Genomic DNA, 19,724 nt, shown 5'->3' on the forward strand with positions numbered 1-19,724 from the left:
CTTAATTAGAAGTATTTAATGGCTTGCAGCCAGAAACGGCCTGCCGCATCCGGTGCGGAAGTCGCCTTGGCATTGCCCAGCTTGTGCGCGTAATACGTCTTCAGGACGAGCGCATTGGCGCCCGTCCACGTCACGCCCACGCCGGCGCCGCTCAGGGTGCGGCGGTTCTCGCCCGCGCCCCAGGCGTCGCGGTTCAGCTTGACGGTGCCCGTGTCGGCAAAGGCCAGCACCTGCAGCTGGCCGGGAAACGCCGTGAACGCCGTGATGTTTTGGCGCAATTCCACATTCAGCACATAGCCCTGGTCGCCATACGCCTCGCCGCCCGGATAGGCGCGCACGCCGCCCACGCCGCCGATGCCCATCTTTTCGGAAACATCGAGGTTTTTCGAGGCTGCCTGGCCGCTGATCACGCCGAACAAGCTGGTCTCGCCGCCCAGGCTTTGCACGCGCGCCGCATTGAAGGCAAGCTTGTTGAAGTGGCCGTTGCTTTTCACCGTCAGCTGATCGATCAGCAAGGCCACCGGCGTCTCGATATCGATCTTGCCCGTGGTGTAGGTCACCGAATACGTGCTCACGCCACCGCCGCCCCAGCCGTCCTTGCCATCGCCATTCAGGTTCAGCATCCACACCTTGGCTGTCTTGTCGTTGACGCTGCCCGTCGATTCCGTCCTGTCCTGGAATTTCTTGTCGTCGTAGCTCACTTGCGCATACAGATTGTTGCTGCGCGAGCGGATCAGCGGATAACTGGCATACGCGCTGGCGATCTTCGCCGTTCCCTTGGCGTCGAGCACGGCAAATTCCTTGCCCAGCTTGTAATCCATATACGTGTAGGCGCCGCCCAGGCGCAACAGGCCCGCCTGTCCCTGGTAGGCCAGGCGGCCGTAGTTCAAGCCGTCGGCCGAAGTGAAGGCGCGTACGGTGGCCACGTCGCCGAGGCCGGCCAGCTCGTTGATGTTCAGGGTGGCGCCGATGCGGTTGCGGCCCGTGTAGCGGTTGCCCTGGTTATCCAGGTCGATGCTGCCGTTGAAACGCGAACCGGGCTGCACGTCGACGATCAGGTCGGACGCGCCCAAGGACGCCCCCGGCGCCAGGGTCGAGCTCACCTGCACGCCCGGCAAGTCCGACAACAGCAGCAAGCGCCGCTCCAGCGGCGGCGTGGCGATCACTTGCCCGTCGAGCCCGGCCAGTATCGTGCCGGCCAGGCCGTCGGACAGCGTGCTCTGATTGCGCAGCTGCACCTGACCATAACGGCCCGGCAGCACGTCGATGGCGACGACGCCATCCTCGATATCCTGCGCCGGCAGATAGGCCTGCGCAAGAAAATAGCCATGGTTCTGGTAATAACTGGCAATTTTTGACGCCATGGTGCGCAATTCGCCCAGAGTCAGCTCGCTCCCGGGCACGAAACCCGTGGCGGCGACCAGTTCGCTTTCGGCAAAGACGGGCGGCGCCGTGATGCGCAGGCGCTGTACGGTGATGCGCGTGGTATCGCCCACCGTCGTGGCCGGCACATTGCCCTGCTGTACGCGGATGGCTGGCGGCGCTTTCGGCAGCTGGGGCGCGGCGGGAATCTGCTGCAGCTGGCTGCCTGCGCCCGGAGGATCGACGGCCCAGGCGGTCTGGATCAGCGCCAGCAAGGTCAATGGAAGTAATTTGGTGTTCAAGGTCATCCTTTCAGGCGGCGCGCCCGCGCCAGGCAAGCCGCTGGCGGCTGTGCTGACGGGGAATACAAGAGCTGCAAAGGAAGTATTTTTTTAGCATCATTGTCAAATACAATGACAACAAAAAAATAAATTCCCATCAGCAACATTGACCCATTTTAGCCCGTCATCAGGCGAGAAAATACCTATCTGATGAGCTCTTTCACCACATTGGTGCGGTCTCGACTGGGATGCCCTTAAAATTCGCAAAACACCGTGAAAATGCGCCTTTCCGGCAAGAAATTCGTTGTCATAACACAACAAAATTGCATCAATGTCACTATCGACATGCTATTCCATGAGCGCGCCATGGATGCGAAATGAACAAGAGATTGGCATTATCACAATATAAAACAATGTTATTTTTTACATATGTGCATGTTCATCTGATGACACACTTTTTTGCTGCAAATTAACATGTCACATTCTTGCAAAAAATAGATAATCAATGAATAAATATTAGGAATGAAAACTTATTTTTGGCGGTCACGCGGGGAGCGGGCGGCGCATATGATCGCGGCGAGGAAAACCGGCGTGGCAGGCATCGGCCACGCCGGATGCCGGCGGAAAGGAAGAGAAGATCAGCGACGCGGCCGCGTTGGCCGGGTCTTATCTGGACAGCACATATTTGGCCAGCGTGGCCGCATCGGCTACACTAAGCTGGCTGAATGGCGGCATGGGCACGGGGCCCCATTTGCCGGCACCGCCATTGCGGATGTTGGCCGCCACGGCAGCGACGCTGTCCTGGCCCTTGTATCTGGCGGCCACTTCCGCAAAGCCGGGGCCGACCACCTTCTGGTCGAGGGCGTGGCATGCCATGCAGCCATTTGCCGCCAGCAAGGTTTTCACATCCTTGCCGCTGGCGGCAGGGACAGCGGCTGCGGCGGGCTTCACTGCGGCGGCAGGCGCGGCGGCGTCCCGCTCCGCGCCATAGGTTTTCACCAGGTAATCGACCATGGCCGGCATGTCCGCGTCGTCAAACTGGGCGCCGAACGGCTTTTTCATCTTCTTGACGGTCGCCTCCCAGTAAGCGCGCGGCGAAGCGGGCGGCTGGCTCGATGCATACTGGGCCGCGTGGCACGTCATGCAGTTGCGCTGCACCAGCTGGTAGCCGGGCAATTCGCTGGGTTTATAGGCCGCCGTTTCCGGCGGCAGCTGGATTTCCAGTGCGCCGGCGCTGCCGGCAAGCATCAAGGCCACGGCGGTGGCGAGTGTTCTGATCAGCATCCGGTTCTCCTCACACTGCCTGAATGCGCGTGGTTTCCACCACGTTGCGCATATAACCCATGGGATTCCACAGGGCTTTCATCGGCTGGCTCTGGCCGATGCGGTTGACGGCGCGCACCATCAGCACATGCTTGCCCTTGCGCGGCGCCTTCATCACCATCGTCCACTCGCGGAACGAGAAACGTCCCAGGTCCTTGCCCAGCGTTGCTTCCTGCCACGTCTGGCCGCCGTCCACCGACACGGTCACCTCGCTGATGCCCTGCCCGCCATCGAAGGCGATGCCGCGCATGGCCAGGTCGCGCCCCGCCTTCACTTGCGCGCCATCTTGCACGCTGGTGATGAAGGAGCGCACGTTCAGGCGGCTGATCGGCGTCGTCTTGCCCACCGGTGTCCCCGGCTCGATGAAACCGGAACCGTTGTCCGGGATGCGGTAGCCCGTGCTCATCCAGAAGCCGTCGAACGGTTTGTCGAGCACCGTGATGTCGCTCAGGTGCTTGACCCAGTAGGTGCCATAGAACCCCGGCACGATCAGGCGCAGCGGATAGCCGTTGAGGAACGGGATGTCTTCGCCATTCATGGCCCAGGCCAGCAGGACGTCGCCCGCCATGATGTGCTCGACGGACAAGGCTTTCTGGAAGTCGGGGCCATCGCCCACGGGCGGCGTTTCCAAGCCGTTGAAGGCCACCTGCACGGCACTGGCCGCGATGCCGGCCTTTTCCAGCACGGTCTTCAGGGGGATGCCCGTCCAGCGGGCATTGCCCATGGCGCCATTGCCCAGCTGCCCGCCATTCGCGCGCGGGGAAAAAAAGCCGCGGCTGTTGCCCGAACATTGCGTCACGGCCACCACGTCGACGGGGTCGGCCAGCTGTTTCAGTTCCGCCAGCGACAGTTCCAGTGGCGTCTTGACGAGGCCGCCGATGCGCAAACGGTAGCTGCCGCCATCGATGCTGGTGGGCAAGCCGCTCCAGTGGTAGCGCACGAAAAACGCGTCGTTGGGCGTGATCGCGCCTTCATTGAACACGCTGAACGGCGTTTCCAGCTGGGGCGGGCGGCTGGTCAGCAGGATCAGCGGGCGCTTTTGCGGGAAGGCCACCAGTTCGCGCTCGCCGTTTTCAAACGGCAAGGTGACAGACGCAGCCAAGGCTGACCCAGGCCCCGCCACGGCGGCGGCGCCCAGGGCGGCCGTCGTGCGCAGGAAGCGGCGCCGGCCTGCAGGCAACAAGGTCGTATCAGACATGTTTGAGCTCCACTTTGGTATCGGCCGCTTCGCCGCCGTTGCGGTCATCGTTGACCAGCTTCTTGATGTAGTACATGACGCTCATGATGGCCACGCTCAACAGGCCGAACCAGAACGACACGCGCTGCTCCGTATCGGACGACACGCTCATGGCCCCCAGGATCACCAGCATGGCGAAGATGGTGAAATACGTCAGATAGGGGAACAGCCACATGCGCACCTTGATGCGTTCCGGGCATTCGCGTTCCAGGCGGCGGCGCAAACGCAATTGAGATATCGCAATGAGCAAGTACACGAACAGGATCAGGATGCCGTAGGAGTTGACGATGAAGGGGAAGACCAGGTCGGCCGATACATACGAGACGGCAATGGCGAAATAGGCGAACAAGGTGCTGAACAGGATGGCGCGAATCGGCACGCCATTCTTGCTCAGCTTGACCAGGCCCGTGGGTGCGTCGCCGCGGCGCGTCAGCGCGAAGATCATGCGCGACGAGGCGTACAGACTGGAGTTCAGGGCCGACAGGACGGCCGTCAAAATAATGGCGTTCATGATGTGGGCCGCGTACGGGATGTTCATGACGGTCAGGGCGCTGACGAAAGGCGTGGCGATGGCCGGCGAATCCCAGGGCACGATGCAGACGACGACAAACATGGAGCCGACATAGAACATCAGCACACGCGTGACGACGGAATTGGTGGCGCGGGCGATGGCCTTGGCCGGGTCCGACGTTTCGGCGGCGGCGATGGTGACGATCTCGGCGCCCGAATAAAAGGCCGTGGCGGCCACGGCGCCGCTGAGCACGGGGCCCCAGCCGTGCGGCATGAAGCCGCCATGGCTGGTCAAAAAGCCCAGGCTTGGGATGCTGTTAGGCAAGCTGCCCGTGATGAACAGGGCGCCGACGAACAGGAAGACGACGATGGCGACCACCTTGATCGAGGCGAACCAGAACTCGAATTCGCCGAAGGCTTTCACCGAGAACAGGTTGAGCACCGTCATCGACACGAGCAGCACCAGGCTGATGGCCCACGATGGCACATCGGGCAGCCAGAAGTTGACCAGCTTGGCGCCGGCGATGGCTTCCAGGGCCACGACGACGACCCAGAAATACCAGTACATCCAGCCGCTCATGAAGCCGAGGAATTTCGAGACCTTCGGCTTGTCGTCGAAGGCCAGGCGCGCATATTCGTAAAAGGAGCCGACCACGGGCAGGGACGAGGCCAGCTCGCCCAGCATGCGCATGATCAGGACGACCAGGCCGCCCGTGAGCAGGAAGGATAGGATGGCGGCCGGGCCGGCAGCCTTGGCGATGACGCCGCTGCCGACAAAGAGGCCGGCGCCGATCACGCCGCCGATGGCGATCATGCTCATGTGGCGTTGCTTCAGCGAGTGCTGCAAGCCCGTGTTGTTGTGGTTGTCGCTAATCATGTTTGTCTCCTGTTAAAACACCTGACAACGCCTACTGCGCGTCGCGATTTGCGGCCTCCGATGCTCACTGTGCATCCGCACAGCTCCGCTTCTCAGCCACAACTCACTGCCGCTCGCTACGGCGACTGTCATGTGTTGTCAATATCTGAAGCTCGGTGCGCCCTGGCCTGCTGCGGCTGGTTCCTGCCGCGCGGCTTTGTTTTATTTGGGCAACACCGTCAAGCAGCATCGATACATCATCAAATCAGTCTGGTTGGCTGCATGCCATAAGTCAATCTGGAAATGCAGCGGCCCGGCGCGGCGCCCAAGGGGCTGGCGCGCTGGAGGATACGTACGGGGTATGGCTCAGTTATTGCTGGTTAAAAAATGGGAGCGGCGGCAACACTTGTGGCATTAGCGCCACTCCCGGGAACGTCTTACACCTTACCCTTCCATGGCACGAGGGTACGTTCGAGGTAGCGCATCATCAAATCAAACAGGAAAGCGAAGAAGCCGATCACGATGATGCCCATGATCACGACGTCGCTGGCGAGGAACTCGGAGGCGCTCAGCACCATATAGCCGAGGCCGCGCGTGGCCGCCACCATCTCGCCCGCCACCAGGGTAGTCCAGCCCACGCCGATGCCGATGCGCATGCCGGTGAGGATTTCCGGAATCGCGGCGCGCAGGATCACGTGCACGATCACCTGGAAACGGGTGGCGCCCATCGAGTAGGCCGCATGGATTTGCTCCAATGAAACAGAGCTGACGCCGGCGCGGGCCGCGATGGCCATCGGCGCAAAGATGGCCAGGAAGATCAGGTAGACCTTCGAAAACTCGCCGATGCCGAACCAGATGATAACCAGTGGCAAGTAAGCAAGCGGCGGCAGCGGACGGTAGAACTCGATCAAGGGATCGAAGATGCCGCGCGCCACGCGGTTCACGCCCATCATCACGCCGACGGGGATGGCGAACAGGCAAGCCAGGCCAAAGGCGCCGAACACGCGCACCAGACTGGCGACGGTATGTTCCCACAGGGTGGCGCCGCCGAAACCGGTGGTGGCCGCCATGATGAATTTTTCATAGACAGCTTGCGGCGACGGCAGGAACAGCGGTTTCACGAGGCCGCTGGCCGTCACGCCAAACCACAGCAAGAGCACGGCGATGACGGTAACGGTGGCGATGCGGCTGGAATTGCCCTGCCCCGGCGCACCGAACGCTTCGCCAGGCATGGCGCAGCGGGGAGCGAACAGGCGGCCAAAAAAGCCGGCGCGCTTGGCGGTGGCGGGAGGAAATCCCACGACAGATGGGCTATGCATGGGACACCTCCAGCTCTTTATTGACGGCGCGCTCGTCGCCATAAATGATGTTGAGCACGGTTTCGCGCATCTTGATGAAGTCCGGGCTCGATTTCACGGCGCGCGCATCGCGGCATTCGAGGAAGCGCTTGTTGAAATCGAGTTCATACGTGTGCGTGATGCGGCCCGGACGGGGCGACATGACGATCAGCCGGTTCGCCAGGAACAGCGCCTCGTCGACGCTGTGGGTAATGAAGAAGAACATGGTGCTGGACTTGGCCCAGATATCGAGCAGCAATTCCTGGATGGTTTCGCGCGTCAGCGCATCGAGCGCCGCCATCGGTTCATCCATCAGCAGCATGGCGGGATTGCTGGTCAGGGCGCGGGCGATGCCCACGCGCTGTTGCATGCCGCCCGACAGCTGATAAATCATATTGTCGTGAAAGTCCTTCAAGCCGACCAGCGCCAGGTTTTTGGCCGCCTGTTCGCGCCGCACGGCTTTCGGCACGCCTTGCAGCTTCAGGCCGAATTCCACGTTTTCCATCACGTTCAGCCATGGCAGCAAGGCGTGTTTCTGGAACACGACGCCACGGTCGGCGCCCGGCCCTTCCACTTTATTGTCCCCGAGCATGATTTCCCCCTTGGATGGGGCGATAAAACCCGCCATCAGGCTCAGCAAGGTTGTCTTGCCGCAACCGGAAGCACCGAGCGCGACGACGAAGTCGCCGCTATTGATGGTGAGATTGATATTATTTAAGGCATGTACGCGTTCACCGGCCGTCTTGCCCGGATAAATCACGCTGACATCCTTGACGTACAGATTTTCCATCGTGTCCCCACAGTTCTGTTCAACGCACTCTGTTCAGTCAGCGCGCCCGCAGGCGCGCCATCGCACAACGTTTACTTCAGCAGGCCGGCGGCCTGTGCATACCTGGGTGTCACATATTTGGCGTAGTCAGGGGCCAGCGTATCGATCTTGCCTTCGCCCTTCAAAAATTGCGCCGTGGCCAGCAAGGCTTGCGCCACGCCGCCCTTCGCGCCGCCACCGAGCCAGGCCGGCGACGCCTGCTCCTGCAAGGATGGGTAGGCGTACAGGGCCACGGAAGCGGCCACGTCCTTGGCAGCCGCGCCCGAATGCTTGACGTTGGCTTTCACTTGCGGGGAATCGATGGTCCACGCCTTCGGATTGGCGCGGTAATCGGCGTCGGCAGCGGCCATCACCTTGACGAACTTGGCCATGAAATCGGCATTCGCCTCGCCCCAGGCGCGCTCGACGGCCATGCCGTCAAACGTGGCCTTGCCCTTCTTGCTCAGTTCGCCGGAAGTGACGAGCACCTTGCCGTTTTGCTTGAGTTTGCTCAAGGCCGGATCCCACACGAAGGCCGCGTCGATGTCGCCCCGTTCCCAGGCGGCGGCGATCTGGTTCGGCTGCATGTTGAGCAATTTCACTTCCGTGGGCTTGATGCCCCACGTTTCCAGCGCGAACATGGTGTGGAAGTGCGTGGTGGAAACAAACGGCACGGCGATCTTCTTGCCGCGCAAGTCGGTTGGTTTGCTGATGCCGGCGCCATTGCGGGCCACCATCGCTTCGGCTTCGTTGATGTCGTCGATGATCCAGAACAGCTGCAGGTCAACGCCGCGGCTGACGGCCGCCGTCAATGGGCTGGAACCGATGACGCCGATCTGCACGTCGCCGGACGCCATGCCCGTGGCTACCTTGGCGCCCGAGTCGAACTTGCGCCAGTTGATTTTATAGCCGGTGGTCTTTTCCACTTCGCCGCTGGCGATCGCCACCAGGAAGGGGCCGTTGATTTCCTGGTAGGCAATCGTTACTTCCTTACCCTGCGCGAAGGCCGTGCCGCTCGATGCGACCGCCACGCCCAGCACCAGGGTGCCGAGAACGGCGCGGCGCAGCGTTGAAAAAACCGTTTTGCTCGCGTTTTTGCTCGTGTATGTGTTCATGTCTCACTCCAAGTTATTGTTATGTGTGAACGTTCGGGCAATCTCATCCCTTGCGGGAGGCGCCGCTGTTTGCTCTTTGTCAACCATGCGGCGGCTTAGTACGGCTACTGCTATTTAAAACACTTCATCCTTCAAGTGATACCAGCGGTACAGGAAACGCTGGCCCAAGCGGCGGAACGGGGCGAACGCTTGCGACTCGACCAGTTCCATCATGTTGGGATACGGCAATTTCGAATTGAAGATCGGCAAGCCCGTGTCGCTGGCCTTGCCCGCGATGCGCTCGGCCATGCGACGTCCCGCCTGCGCCGAGTACATGACGCCGTTGCCGCCGTAGCCGAGTGAATAGAAGATCGATTGCTTGGGGTCCGGTTGCACGATGCGCGGCATCATGTCGTGGCTGACGTCGACCCAGCCCCACCATGAGTAATCGATGGGAATACCGGTCAGCGCGGGGAACTTGCGGTGCAGATCATTGATCAAAAACTGTTTATATCTGTCGTCCGGCGCGTCGGCGCCCGTGATGGCACTGCGGCTGCCGATCTGCACGCGGTTGTCCGGCATCAAGCGGTAGTAGTGGCGCAGGATGCGCGTATCCGTGATCACCTGGTGGGTGCGGAAGTTGCACGCCTCGATTTCCGCCGGGGTCAACGGGCGCGTGACGATGGAATTCGACAGGATCGGCAGCAACCGGTTCTTCACTTGCGCATGCAGGTGGGGCGAGGTGTAGCCGCCCGTGGCCACGGCCACAGAGCGGGCCCGCACCACGCCGCCCGGCGTTTGCAGGTAATGCACGCCGTTGCGCGTTTCCCAGCCCATCACGGGGCTGGACGGATGCACCTTGGCGCCCAGCGCGCGCGCCTTGCGCAGGTAGCCGAACGCCAGCTTGCCCGCGTGGATGCCGATGCCTTCCGGTTCGTGCAGCGCGCCGGCCGCTTCCTTGTCGTCGACGAATTCGCGCTTGACGGTGTCGGCGTCGAGGATGCGCGCGTCGTACTTGAAGATCTCGCGCATGACCTTGGCCTCTTTTTCCAGCGCGGGCATAGCTTTCGCTTTGTGGGCGATGTACAGGTGGCCGCCCGGCTGCGGGTCGCAATCGATGTCGGCCGTGATCTTCTTGAAGGTTTCCATCGCGTCGCACACTTCCGTGTGCAATTTGAGGGCCGTGTCCATGCCGTAACGGGCGATCCACTGCGAGCGCTTCAGGCGGCCCGTCGTGCATTGCGCCTGGCCGCCGTTGCGCGTGCTGCAGCCCCAGCTGACCCGGTTCGCTTCCAGCACGGTAGCCTTGATGCCGTGTTCCTGGGCCAGGAAGATGGCGCAGGAGAGACCGGTAAAACCCGAGCCGATGATGGCCACGTCGACGTCGATGTCATGCGTGATGGGACCGTCGTCGGCGGGCGGTTCGCCGGCCGTGCCGATCCAGTAGGTGGGCGCGTAGGCATTGCCGTGGCCGGGGCGCTGGGCCACCAGCGGATCGAAGGCGGGATCGTAGGGCGTGCGGGCGGCGGTGCTGCTGCCCAGTACGTCAGATGGAGTGTCGACAGGTTTGTTCATGATCATTCCCGGTGAACGTACTGGCTTAAGCTTTGACGACGGGTGGGCGATCCTTGCGGAAGGCGTTCTTCACGGCGATCTTGCCGTCGCGGAAAGTGAAGATGTCGACCATGCGCGCCTCGATGCGCGTGCCGTCCGCCTTGGTGCCGGCAAAGGTCGATTCCGTCACGCCGCGCTGGCCGCTGACGAAGTGCTCCGGGTTGAGCCAGGCGGCGTCGGGAAAGGTTTGCCAGGCCAGCTCGAAACCGGCGCGCACTGCGTCGCGGCCGACAAAACTCTTGCCCAGCAAGTCAGGGCCGGCCACGGCGTGGAATTCGCAGTCGTCGGCCATGGCGGCCATCAGGGCCTCGATATCGTGACGGTTCCAGGCATCGCCGAAGGCTTGCAGGAAGTCGATAGTGACGGCGTCGGTGTGCGGTACAGGGTGGTTCATGATGGTCTCCGTAAATCGTTTTTGATACGTTACGTTCCGTTTTTTGTCTTTTATTGAATTTAAGCCTTAAGTATGGCCTTGTCAAATCAAATAATTCAATTACCGGGACGCTTCGTCTTCTTTATTGAAATTATGATGTTTTCGTGACAATCTGTGAGAATTTGGTCACAACGCTTTGTCGGATTACGCCGGGCTTTCGCCCGGCTAATCCGACCTACACAGTCGCGTAGGTTGGGCAGGTTGGGTAGGTTGGATTAGCCTGAAAGGCGTAATCCAACAACCTCAGCACATCAAACGTAGTCTTTATACTTATCCAGATGACGAATTGGTTTACTCAGCGCATCGCGGCGGAACGGGTCGCCCAGCTCGCGCGTGCACATGATCTCGATGATGGTCGTCTTGCCTTCATTCATCTGCATGTCGATCGCCTTCTTCAGGGCCGGACCCACGTCTTCCAGCTTGTCGACCGTGATGCCTTCGGCGCCCATGGCGCGCGCAATTTCCGCAAAACTCTGGTTGTCCAGCTCGCCGGCAACGAAGCGGCGGTTGTAGAAATCGACCTGATTTTTCTTTTCCGCGCCCCACTGGCGGTTGTGGAACACCACGGCCGTCACGGGAATGTTGTGGCGCACGCAGGTCATCGTTTCCATCAGGCTCATGCCCCAGGCGCCGTCGCCCGCATACGACACGGCCGGACGGTGGGGAGCCGCCACTTTCGCGCCGATGATGGTCGGAAACGCGTAGCCGCAGTTGCCAAAGCTCATCGCCGCAAAGAAGCTGCGCGGCTTTTCAAAGCGCAGATAGCTGTTGGCCACCGAGTTGATGTTGCCGATGTCGGTCGACACCATCACGTCTTCCGGCATGGCTTTTTCCAGCTCGCGCAGCACCTGGCGCGGGTGCAGATAGTTGCCCGGCTCTTTCTTCTGCTCTTCGATCATGTCCAGGCTGTAGGCATCCTTTTCATGGGTCCAGTTGGTCAACTCCTCTTCCCATGCGGCCTTTTCCGCTTGCACGGTGGCATAGCGCGCGTCGCGCGTGGCGTCGCAGTCGAGCGTCTTGCCATCGAGGCGGGACAGGATGGCTTTGGCGGCCGCCTTGGCGTCGCCGCAGATGCCCACCGAAATCTTTTTCACCAGGCCCAGCATCTTGTTGTCGGCGTCGATCTGGATGATCTTCGCATTCTTCGGCCAGTAATCCATGCCGTGCTGCGGCAAGGTGCCGAACGGTCCCAGACGCGAACCCAAGGCCACGACGACGTCGGCCTGGGCGACCAGTTTCATCGCCGCCTTGGAACCCTGGTAGCCGAGCGGACCGCACCACAGCGGGTGGCTGGCGGGGAAGGAGTCGTTGTGCAGGTAGCTGTTCACCACGGGCGCGCCGAGGCGCTCGGCCAGGGCCTTGCATTCTTCGATGGCTTCGCCCATGACGACGCCGCCGCCCGAGATAATCACGGGGAACTTGGCCTTGGCCAAGAGCTCCGCCGCATCATCAAGGCTTTGCTCGCCGCCGGCGCCGCGGTCCAGGCGGTTCGGTTTCGGGATCTCCGCCTTGATTTCGCCATAAAAATAGTCGCGCGGGATGTTCAGTTGCGTCGGCCCCATTTCCGACATGGCGCGGTCAAAGCAGCGGCCCGTGAATTCCGCCATGCGGGCAGGATTGGTCACGTGGCCTTGATATTTCGTAAATTCCTCGAACATCGGCAGCTGGTTCGCTTCCTGGAAGCCGCCCAGGCCCATGCTCATCGTGCCCGTTTCCGGCGTGATGATGACGACGGGGGTGTGCGCCCAGTAGGCCGCGGCGATGGCCGTGACGCAATTGCTGATGCCGGGGCCGTTCTGGCCGATGACGACGCCGTGGCGGCCCGAGACGCGGGCATAGCCGTCAGCCATGTGGCCAGCGCCCTGCTCGTGCACGACGGGGATCAGGCGGATGCCGGCCGGGGCAAAAATGTCCATCGGGTCCATGAAGGCCGAGCCCATGATGCCGAACATGTCGGTCACGCCATTGGCGGCCAGGGTTTCCACGAACGCTTCGGAAGGCGTCATCTTTTGCGGGCCGGTGGGGATGGCCGCTGCGGCGGCGGCTTTTTGCTCGGTCATGTCATTCATGGGTGTCTCCTGGTCTGTGGTAATGAACTGCAGCGTATTTATCAACTTATTTATCAAAAAACGGTATATTTTGTTCCGAAATTTGATATACAATTCAATTTAAGCGTTCGGCAATCAAAAGTCAAACAGAATTTCGAGGAAACGGTACAATTTGAGTTCGAAAATGAAATAAGCTGATGTAACACTCAGATACCCAACCGAGGCCACCATGGACATGATTTCATCCCCAAAACTTGAGCCGGAAAAACTGGAAGGCGACACGCCCACGATGCGTTTGTTTGCCTTGCTGGAAGTGATTGCCGAAAAAGACCAGTTGCTGTCGCTGCAAGCGCTGGTGGAAGAAACGGGGCTGCCGAAGCCCACCCTGCACCGCATGCTGCAACAGCTGGAAAGCGTGGGCGTGCTGCAGCGCGAAAGCGACGGCCGCCACTACAGCACGGGCGTGCGCCTGCGCCGCCTGGCGTCTAACCTCTTGATTAACAACACCTTCCATGGCGCCCGCCGCATGGTCTTGCGCCAGCTGGTCGAGGAAGTGGGCGAAAGCTGCAACCTGACGGCCTTCAGCGGCAGCGAAGTGGTGTACCTGGACCGCGTGGAAACGGCGGCCCCGCTGCGCTTCTACCTGCATCCCGGCTCGCGTGTGCCGGCGCACTGCTCGTCCAGCGGCAAGCTGTTCCTGGCGCAAATGACGCCCGTGCAACGGCGCCGCCTGCTGGGCCACATGGAATTGACGCGCTTTACGGACAAGACGGAAACGGACCCCGTCAAGCTCGAGCGTGAACTGGAACTGGTGCGCCGCAACGGCTACGCGCTGGACGACGAGGAATTCCTGCCCGGCTTGCTGTGCGTGGCCGTGCTGGTGCCGAACCCGAACGGCCGCTCGAACCTGGCCGTGGCGATCCAGGCGCCCATCATCCGTTTGACGCACGACAAGGCTTTACATTTCTTGCCAGCATTGCAACGCGCCGCGCAAGCCCTGGCCGCCATCGAATCGGAAACCATGCCGACGACGGGCGGGGACGACGACGCATTGCAAACAGGTAATTCATAACCGCTGCGGCACCCATGCTGCGGCTTGACCAGGAGAACAAGGTGCCAGATTCACGCCAACATCCCCCCGCCGCCGCAGCGCAAACCTTGCAGTCCGTGCGCAGCCTGTTCCATATCGACAGCGACCTGCTCGTGCCCGTCTTCACGGAGCGCGATCCGCACGTGCCCGACATCGATCCCGCCTACCGCTTCAACAAGGACGTGACCCTGGCGATACTCGCCGGTTTCACGCATAACCGCCGCGTGATGGTGCAAGGCTTGCACGGCACGGGCAAATCCACGCATATCGAGCAGGTGGCGGCGCGCCTGAACTGGCCCTGCGTGCGCGTCAACCTCGATGGTCACATCAGCCGCCTGGACCTGGTGGGCAAGGACGCCATCGTGCTGCGCGAACAGCAGCAAGTGACGGAATTCCAGGAAGGCATCGTGCCCTGGTCCTTGCAACGGCCCGTGGCCCTGATTTTCGACGAGTACGACGCGGGCCGCCCCGACGTGATGTTCGTCATCCAGCGCATCCTCGAGCGCGACGGCAAGTTCACCTTGCTCGACCAGAACCGGGTCATCACGCCCCATCCCCACTTCCGTTTGTTCGCCACCTCGAACACGGTGGGCCTGGGCAACCTGAACGGCATGTACCACGGCACCCAAGTGCTCAACCACGCGCAGATCGACCGCTGGAACATTGTTGCCACCCTGAACTATTTGCCGCAGCACGAAGAAACGGACATCGTGCTGGCGCGTGTCCCCGCCATGAACGACGACGCGGGCCGCCAGCTGGCAAGCAGCATGGTGGCCGTGGCCAGCCTCACGCGCTACGGCTATGCGGCGGGCGACCTGGCGTGCCTGATGTCGCCGCGCACGGTGATCACCTGGGCCGAGAATTGCCAGATCTTCCGCGACCCGGCCCTGGCCTTCCGCCTGTCCTTCCTCAACAAATGCGACGAGGCCGAACGGCCCATGGTGGCCGAGTATTACCAGCGCTGTTTCAACGAGGAATTGCTGGCGACGGCGCCATGAACGCCCCCGCCGCCTACACGCGCGCGCAGCAGGAAACGGACGAGTTGTGCGCGGGCGCCATCCGCGCACTGAGCGGACAGGCGGCGATCCGCTACCGCGGACGGCGCCTGCACGACGGCCACCGTCCCCTGCCCATCCACGCGGCCCATCTGCAGCCCGATGCGGCGCTGCAGGATTTGCCCTCGCTGCGCGGCGCGGCCGACAGCGTGGCCCTGCGCCTGCTGCACACGGATGCGGCCCTGCACAAGTCGCTGTGCCCGCCCGAGCCCGTGGCGCGGCTCGTCTTCGAGCTGCTGGAGCAACTGCGCGTGGAAACGCTGGCGCCAGATCAACATGCCGGCGTCATCGCCAACCTGCGCCACCGTTTCACGGCCTGGTCGCACGCGTTCTACGATTCCGGCCTGGCCGAAGGCGCATCGGGCTTGCTCTTGTATACAGTGTTCCAGATGTGCTGGTCGCGCCTGACGGCCCGGCCCGTGCTGGAAAAGACGGAAGATTTCATCGAAGCGACGCGCTGGTCCGTTTCCTCGCAACTGAGCGGCGACCTGGCGGGCTTGCGCCGCCACCGCGCCGACCAGCTTGCCTTTGCCCGCCACGCACTGGCCATCGCCCATGCCGTCGACGCCATGCTGAAAGAGGCGCAGGCGGCGCGCGACGGCAGCCAGGACGAGGCAGGCGACGCGAAGGCGCAGGCCGCCTTCAAGCTGCTGCTCGATTTCGACAGCGACAATGACCACCTTCCCGATGCCGCCCCGCTGGGCGAGAGCCGCGCCTTCAGCGATGGCGATGGCGGCTACAAGGCGTACTCCACAAGCTACGACCGCGAAGACAAGGCGGGCGAACTGGTGCGCCGCGCCCTGCTGCTCGAGTACCGCGAACGCATGGATGGTCGCATCGCCAGCCTGGGCATCAACACGGCGCGCCTGGCGCGGCGCTTCACGCAATTGCTGGCCGTGCCCCAGCGCGACGGCTGGTCGTTCGGCGAAGAAGAGGGGTATATCGACGGCCGGCGCCTGGCGCAGCTGATCAGCTCACCGTCCGAGCGCAGACTGTTCCGCAAGGAACAATTCCTGCCGCAAGCCGATTGCCTCGTCACCTTTCTCGTCGATTGCTCCGGCTCCATGAAGACGCATGCGGAATCCGTGGCCGTGCTGCTGGACATATTGCTGCGCGCACTGGACCAGGCGGGCATCACGACGGAATTGCTGGGCTTTACGACGGGCGCCTGGAACGGGGGAAGAGTCAAGCGCGACTGGCTGCGCGCCCGCTCGCCCGCCCATCCGGGCCGCTTGAACGAACTCGTGCACATGGTGTTCAAGGATGGCGAGACGAACTGGCGCCGCGCGCGGCCCGATATTGCGGCCCTGCTGAAAGCGGACCTGTACCGCGAAGGCGTCGATGGCGAAGCCGTGGATTGGGCGTGCACGCGCATGCTGGCGCGGCCGGAGCGGCGGCGCATCCTGCTCGTCGTGTCAGATGGTTGCCCGATGGATACGGCCACGAATCTGGCCAACGACGAGTTTTACCTGGCGCAACATCTGAAACAGGTGGTGGCGCGCCGCGAAGCGCAGGGCGCCGTGGAAATTTGCGGGCTGGGCCTGGGCCTGGATCTGGGCGCCTACTACAGCCGCAGCCTGGCCACCACCCTGCCCGCCTCGCTGAACAATGAGCTGTTCAGCGAGATCGCCCAGCTGATTGCCGGGCGCAGCCGGCGCTGATCAGGCGCGGGGCTTGCGGCGCCGCATCGTCACGCCGGCCAGCGCCAGCCCCGTCAGCAGCATCACATAGGTTTCCGGTTCCGGCACGGCGCTCACGTATTCATACGTCACGGCCACGCGGCCGGAAGCGGCCGTCTGGAACTGCGTCAGCAAATTGCCCGCGCCGCTGCCCGTCGAGGAACCGACGGCGTTCAAGCCCAGGTAAATCAAACCGCCGCCCGCCGAGGAAAACAGGGCGAAGTCGCTGGCGCTGGCGCTCGTGTAGCCATTCGAGCCCGTGCTCGAGCGCAGGCCCGTGCTGGCGCCCGAGGCGCCGGCGAAATCGATGCTGCCATCAAAGGCGCTCAGGGCGAATGTCTGCGTGAACAGCGGATTGGCCACCAGCAAGGTGGAGTTGTCGGGACGGTACAAGGTCAGCAGCGAGGCCAGGCTCAGGGTCACATTCGACGCGCTGGCGTCCAGGCTTTCCGTCCGGCCGCTGCCCTGCACGGCGCCTTCCAGATGGAATTTGATCGACGTCAGGGTGCCCAGGTTGCTGTCGAACTTACCCAGGCCCAGGGTATCTGACCAGTTGGTGGCGCCCAGGGCGCGGTCGGCGCTGAAGCTGATGGTCTGGGTGGCCGCCTGCGCGGAAGATGCGGCGCCAAGGCTTAGCACGGCGGCTGCGGCCAGTGCGATGAGAGATTTTTGCATCGATGACTCCTGTTCATTCAATGAGGAAGAGTGGATCACGCAGTGATTCACGCAGGAAGCGCGAGGGAAGTCCCTCGCGCCACAGCCCGGCCATTCAGCTAACCAGACAATTCATTGTAATAAATGAAAGGATCGCAATATACTCAGTTTGTTGCAATTTTAAAAATAACCATTGACATTTTGATTGCTCGTGAAACTATCGCAAAACCGGACGAACGCAGCGCGACACATTGGCGGGCGCCTCAATCGACGCAGTAACGCACGGCATGCGCCTCCATCGGCAGCGGAATTTCCCAGTTCCACAGCATCGCCTGCAGCTTCTTGTTGCTGAGCGAGGTGTCGCGCTGGCCGTTGCGCCTGAGTAACTCCTTGCGCGGCTGCTCCAGGTACACGAGCTCCACCTGCGCATGGTATTTGTACAGCAGGTTGAGCGTCTTCTCGCGCATCAGCTTGGACAGATGCGTGGCATTCCACACGAACGGTTCGTGCTTGCGCAGCAGTTCGCGCGCCCGCTCTTCCGCATAGTCGCCCACCTGCCCCTCGTTCTTGCCGTGCTTCAAGCCCAAGGCCGTCCGCGCATCGTCAAACGACACGACGGGCAGGCGCGGATGGTGCTTGTCCACCCAGGTATTCTTGCCCGAGGCGGGCAGGCCCGACATGACGATCACGTGCGAACCCGGCTCCTGGAACAGCGGATAATCGGGATGCGCCTCGGCGCCGCGAAAGTATTTGACGCGCGTGTGGTCGTCGACGAAGACCCTGCGCTGGCCATAGCAGCCCTCCTCGCGCGCCAGTTCGCGGAACAGCTCGATGGCATCCAAAATGCGCTGCGGATCGGGGCAGATGCGGCCGCGGATATCGGCCTCGGCCAGCATGGCCAGCAGGCGGATATCGACCTGCCACGACAGTTCGCGCACGGTAAATTCCGGCGTCACGCCGCGCCGCGATTGTTCCAGCGCAAAGAACGGCACCTGGTGCACATTGATCAGGCGGCAGATTTCCTCGCGCACGGCAAACGGCACGTCATAGTCCCACAAGGCAATGCGCGCATCAAGGGCGCCCTTGCGCGAGTGACCGGGCTGGCCGATGGCGCCCGTGACCGGGTCGATCACCGTCGTGCTGCACTTGGCCACGTCGTGCAGCAAGGCGGCGAGGAACACGATTTCCTGTTCCGCCCGCGTGGCTTGCTGATATTCAAGCATGCCCAGCAGGGATTCCACCACCATCATCGTATGCGTCCACACATCGCCTTCCGCGTGATACACGGGGTTTTGCGGCGTCGTCTTCGCCAGTTCCAGCTGCGGGAAAGCGGCCAGGCAGGCGCTGAAATCGGGCGACTGGCCCGCTGGCGGCACCAGTTGCTGCAGGGTTTTCCAGTTCATCATTGTGTACTCCTTGAGTAAGCTGCCAGCTCGTCGAGCGAGCTGCAGGTGTGTAAACCCAGGCTCTCCCACGTCACGAGCGGCTGCGGCGCGTACAGATCGACGCCGTCGGCCAGCAGATTCGGGATCAACGGCCGCGTGCTGTGGTGCGAGCCGCTGTCGAGGATGGTTTGCGTAAAGTCATGGCGCACCAGCTTGTAGCGGGCCAGCACTTGCTCGTCGTCTTCCACTTTCAGGTACAGGCCTTCCGCGTGGTCGGACTTGTCCGTCTGCTTCCAGCACAGGTCCAGCGGCAGGCGTTCGCGCGCCACCACGTTTTCAAAGGCCTCACGCCATAGCAGGGACTTGGCCAGCGAATGGCGCAGCAGCTGCCACAGCTGTTTCGGCGACGCGGGCATGGTGCCCGCGTACAGCACGGGGACCGACAGCACGGGCGAGCCGGCCAGCATGGCGTGGCGGCGCGCCGTCGACAGAAACATCTGGCTGCGGCGGCAATACACGTCGAACTCGTTGAAATAATGGGGCAGCCGGTCATAAAACACGGAATGCTTGCTGTAAGACCACTCGCCAAACAGCACATACTGGTCTTCCAGCAAGCCCAGCAAGGCGTGCTCGTGCGCATGGGCCCACGGTTTCAAGAGGTTGAACTGGCGTTCGCTGCCGCCGCCCGCCAGGTAGTGGCCGCGCGACTGCAGCAGCACCTCGCCCGCATCGCTGAACGACACGGCGGAGTTGGCGCCATCGATTTTTTCTTCGATGACGACGTATTGGCCGGCCAGCTTTTTCAGGGGCATCTGGTCCAAGCCGTCGTCGCCGTCCTGCAGGCGCGAGCCTTCTAGGTGCGGCGTGCGCGGGTATTTAAATAAAGGCAAAGATTGTAAAAACATAGCGTCCCACGCCGCGTTCACCGGGGCGTGTCCATACAGGGTCAGGGGTGCTG

Annotated in this window: 16 protein-coding genes; 3 read left to right on the forward strand and 13 right to left on the reverse strand. The window is 62.1% G+C overall.

Annotation, left to right across the window (positions count from 1 at the left end):
* Positions 1-5: 5 nt before the first annotated feature.
* The 10 genes from CSQ95_RS19220 to xsc form a co-directional block, all read right to left on the reverse strand.
* Positions 6-1,664 (reverse strand): ShlB/FhaC/HecB family hemolysin secretion/activation protein, encoded by a 1,659-nt coding sequence (locus CSQ95_RS19220; RefSeq protein ID WP_257218108.1) that lies wholly within the window; start codon positions 1,662-1,664, stop codon positions 6-8.
* Between the two features lie 645 nt (positions 1,665-2,309).
* Positions 2,310-2,927, reverse strand: a complete 618-nt coding sequence (locus CSQ95_RS19225; RefSeq protein ID WP_099410671.1) for a c-type cytochrome — start codon at positions 2,925-2,927, stop codon at positions 2,310-2,312.
* A gap of 10 nt (positions 2,928-2,937) precedes the next feature.
* Positions 2,938-4,164 carry a molybdopterin-dependent oxidoreductase gene (locus tag CSQ95_RS19230; RefSeq protein WP_099410672.1) on the reverse strand — a complete coding sequence of 409 codons (1,227 nt, stop codon included), beginning with the start codon at positions 4,162-4,164 and terminating at the stop codon, positions 2,938-2,940.
* The gene (locus CSQ95_RS19235) at positions 4,157-5,590 is read right to left on the reverse strand and encodes an amino acid permease (RefSeq protein ID WP_099410673.1); all 1,434 of its coding nucleotides are present in this window, start codon (positions 5,588-5,590) and stop codon (positions 4,157-4,159) included. The genes CSQ95_RS19230 and CSQ95_RS19235 overlap by 8 nt, the downstream gene beginning before the upstream one ends.
* Positions 5,591-6,006: 416 nt before the next feature.
* Positions 6,007-6,801, reverse strand: a complete 795-nt coding sequence (locus tag CSQ95_RS19240; protein ID WP_070219225.1) for an ABC transporter permease subunit — start codon at positions 6,799-6,801, stop codon at positions 6,007-6,009.
* A gap of 79 nt (positions 6,802-6,880) precedes the next feature.
* On the reverse strand, positions 6,881-7,696 hold the full coding sequence (locus CSQ95_RS19245) for a taurine ABC transporter ATP-binding protein (RefSeq protein ID WP_070219220.1): 816 nt from the start codon (positions 7,694-7,696) through the stop codon (positions 6,881-6,883).
* A gap of 71 nt (positions 7,697-7,767) precedes the next feature.
* Positions 7,768-8,829, reverse strand: coding sequence for a taurine ABC transporter substrate-binding protein (gene tauA / locus CSQ95_RS19250; RefSeq protein WP_099410674.1), 1,062 nt, complete (start codon positions 8,827-8,829; stop codon positions 7,768-7,770).
* A gap of 114 nt (positions 8,830-8,943) precedes the next feature.
* On the reverse strand, positions 8,944-10,383 hold the full coding sequence (locus CSQ95_RS19255; protein ID WP_070290394.1) for an FAD-binding oxidoreductase: 1,440 nt from the start codon (positions 10,381-10,383) through the stop codon (positions 8,944-8,946).
* A gap of 25 nt (positions 10,384-10,408) precedes the next feature.
* A complete protein-coding gene (locus CSQ95_RS19260) occupies positions 10,409-10,816 on the reverse strand; it encodes a nuclear transport factor 2 family protein (RefSeq protein WP_070290384.1) in 408 nt (135 codons plus the stop codon).
* Between the two features lie 290 nt (positions 10,817-11,106).
* Positions 11,107-12,915, reverse strand: a complete 1,809-nt coding sequence (gene xsc, locus CSQ95_RS19265) for a sulfoacetaldehyde acetyltransferase (protein ID WP_180279109.1) — start codon at positions 12,913-12,915, stop codon at positions 11,107-11,109.
* A 223-nt stretch (positions 12,916-13,138) separates the two neighbouring features.
* On the opposite strand from xsc, the gene CSQ95_RS19270 reads away from it, so the two are divergent.
* From CSQ95_RS19270 to CSQ95_RS19280, 3 genes are read left to right on the forward strand one after another with little or no spacing between them, the layout of a single operon-like run.
* Positions 13,139-13,975, forward strand: coding sequence for an IclR family transcriptional regulator (locus tag CSQ95_RS19270; protein ID WP_373632440.1), 837 nt, complete (start codon positions 13,139-13,141; stop codon positions 13,973-13,975).
* A gap of 41 nt (positions 13,976-14,016) precedes the next feature.
* Positions 14,017-14,991: an AAA family ATPase gene (locus tag CSQ95_RS19275; protein WP_257218109.1), complete on the forward strand. Its 975-nt coding sequence runs from the start codon at positions 14,017-14,019 to the stop codon at positions 14,989-14,991.
* A complete protein-coding gene (locus tag CSQ95_RS19280) occupies positions 14,988-16,709 on the forward strand; it encodes a cobalt chelatase (RefSeq protein ID WP_099410676.1) in 1,722 nt (573 codons plus the stop codon). Before CSQ95_RS19275 ends, CSQ95_RS19280 begins: the two co-directional genes overlap by 4 nt.
* Here CSQ95_RS19280 and CSQ95_RS30120 read toward each other — a convergent pair whose 3' ends face one another.
* The 3 genes from CSQ95_RS30120 to CSQ95_RS19295 all read right to left on the reverse strand — a co-directional run bounded on the left by CSQ95_RS30120 (position 16,710) and on the right by CSQ95_RS19295 (position 19,671).
* On the reverse strand, positions 16,710-17,402 hold the full coding sequence (locus CSQ95_RS30120; protein ID WP_099410727.1) for a choice-of-anchor E domain-containing protein: 693 nt from the start codon (positions 17,400-17,402) through the stop codon (positions 16,710-16,712).
* A gap of 242 nt (positions 17,403-17,644) precedes the next feature.
* Positions 17,645-18,787 carry an AAA family ATPase gene (locus CSQ95_RS19290; RefSeq protein ID WP_373632444.1) on the reverse strand — a complete coding sequence of 381 codons (1,143 nt, stop codon included), beginning with the start codon at positions 18,785-18,787 and terminating at the stop codon, positions 17,645-17,647.
* Positions 18,784-19,671 (reverse strand): RNA ligase family protein, encoded by an 888-nt coding sequence (locus CSQ95_RS19295; RefSeq protein ID WP_099410677.1) that lies wholly within the window; start codon positions 19,669-19,671, stop codon positions 18,784-18,786. The genes CSQ95_RS19290 and CSQ95_RS19295 overlap by 4 nt, the downstream gene beginning before the upstream one ends.
* Between the last annotated feature and the right edge of the window lie 53 nt (positions 19,672-19,724).

The organism is Janthinobacterium sp. BJB304 (assembly GCF_002735765.1).
Classification (GTDB): domain Bacteria; phylum Pseudomonadota; class Gammaproteobacteria; order Burkholderiales; family Burkholderiaceae_D; genus Janthinobacterium.

Bases quoted from the DNA above. Each gene is read 5' to 3' on its own strand.
- CSQ95_RS19295 (WP_099410677.1), bottom strand. From the start codon at position 19,671: ATGTTTTTACAATCTTTGCCTTTATTTAAATACCCGCGCACGCCGCAC.
- CSQ95_RS19240 (WP_070219225.1), bottom strand. From the start codon at position 6,801: ATGCCTGGCGAAGCGTTCGGTGCGCCGGGGCAGGGCAATTCCAGCCGC.
- CSQ95_RS19235 (WP_099410673.1), bottom strand. From the start codon at position 5,590: ATGATTAGCGACAACCACAACAACACGGGCTTGCAGCACTCGCTGAAG.
- CSQ95_RS19280 (WP_099410676.1), top strand. From the start codon at position 14,988: ATGAACGCCCCCGCCGCCTACACGCGCGCGCAGCAGGAAACGGACGAG.
- CSQ95_RS19260 (WP_070290384.1), bottom strand. From the start codon at position 10,816: ATGAACCACCCTGTACCGCACACCGACGCCGTCACTATCGACTTCCTG.
- CSQ95_RS30120 (WP_099410727.1), bottom strand. From the start codon at position 17,402: ATGCAAAAATCTCTCATCGCACTGGCCGCAGCCGCCGTGCTAAGCCTT.
- xsc (WP_180279109.1), bottom strand. From the start codon at position 12,915: ATGACCGAGCAAAAAGCCGCCGCCGCAGCGGCCATCCCCACCGGCCCG.
- CSQ95_RS19230 (WP_099410672.1), bottom strand. From the start codon at position 4,164: ATGTCTGATACGACCTTGTTGCCTGCAGGCCGGCGCCGCTTCCTGCGC.
- CSQ95_RS19270 (WP_373632440.1), top strand. From the start codon at position 13,139: ATGATTTCATCCCCAAAACTTGAGCCGGAAAAACTGGAAGGCGACACG.
- CSQ95_RS19290 (WP_373632444.1), bottom strand. From the start codon at position 18,787: ATGATGAACTGGAAAACCCTGCAGCAACTGGTGCCGCCAGCGGGCCAG.
- CSQ95_RS19255 (WP_070290394.1), bottom strand. From the start codon at position 10,383: ATGAACAAACCTGTCGACACTCCATCTGACGTACTGGGCAGCAGCACC.
- CSQ95_RS19225 (WP_099410671.1), bottom strand. From the start codon at position 2,927: ATGCTGATCAGAACACTCGCCACCGCCGTGGCCTTGATGCTTGCCGGC.
- tauA (WP_099410674.1), bottom strand. From the start codon at position 8,829: ATGAACACATACACGAGCAAAAACGCGAGCAAAACGGTTTTTTCAACG.
- CSQ95_RS19245 (WP_070219220.1), bottom strand. From the start codon at position 7,696: ATGGAAAATCTGTACGTCAAGGATGTCAGCGTGATTTATCCGGGCAAG.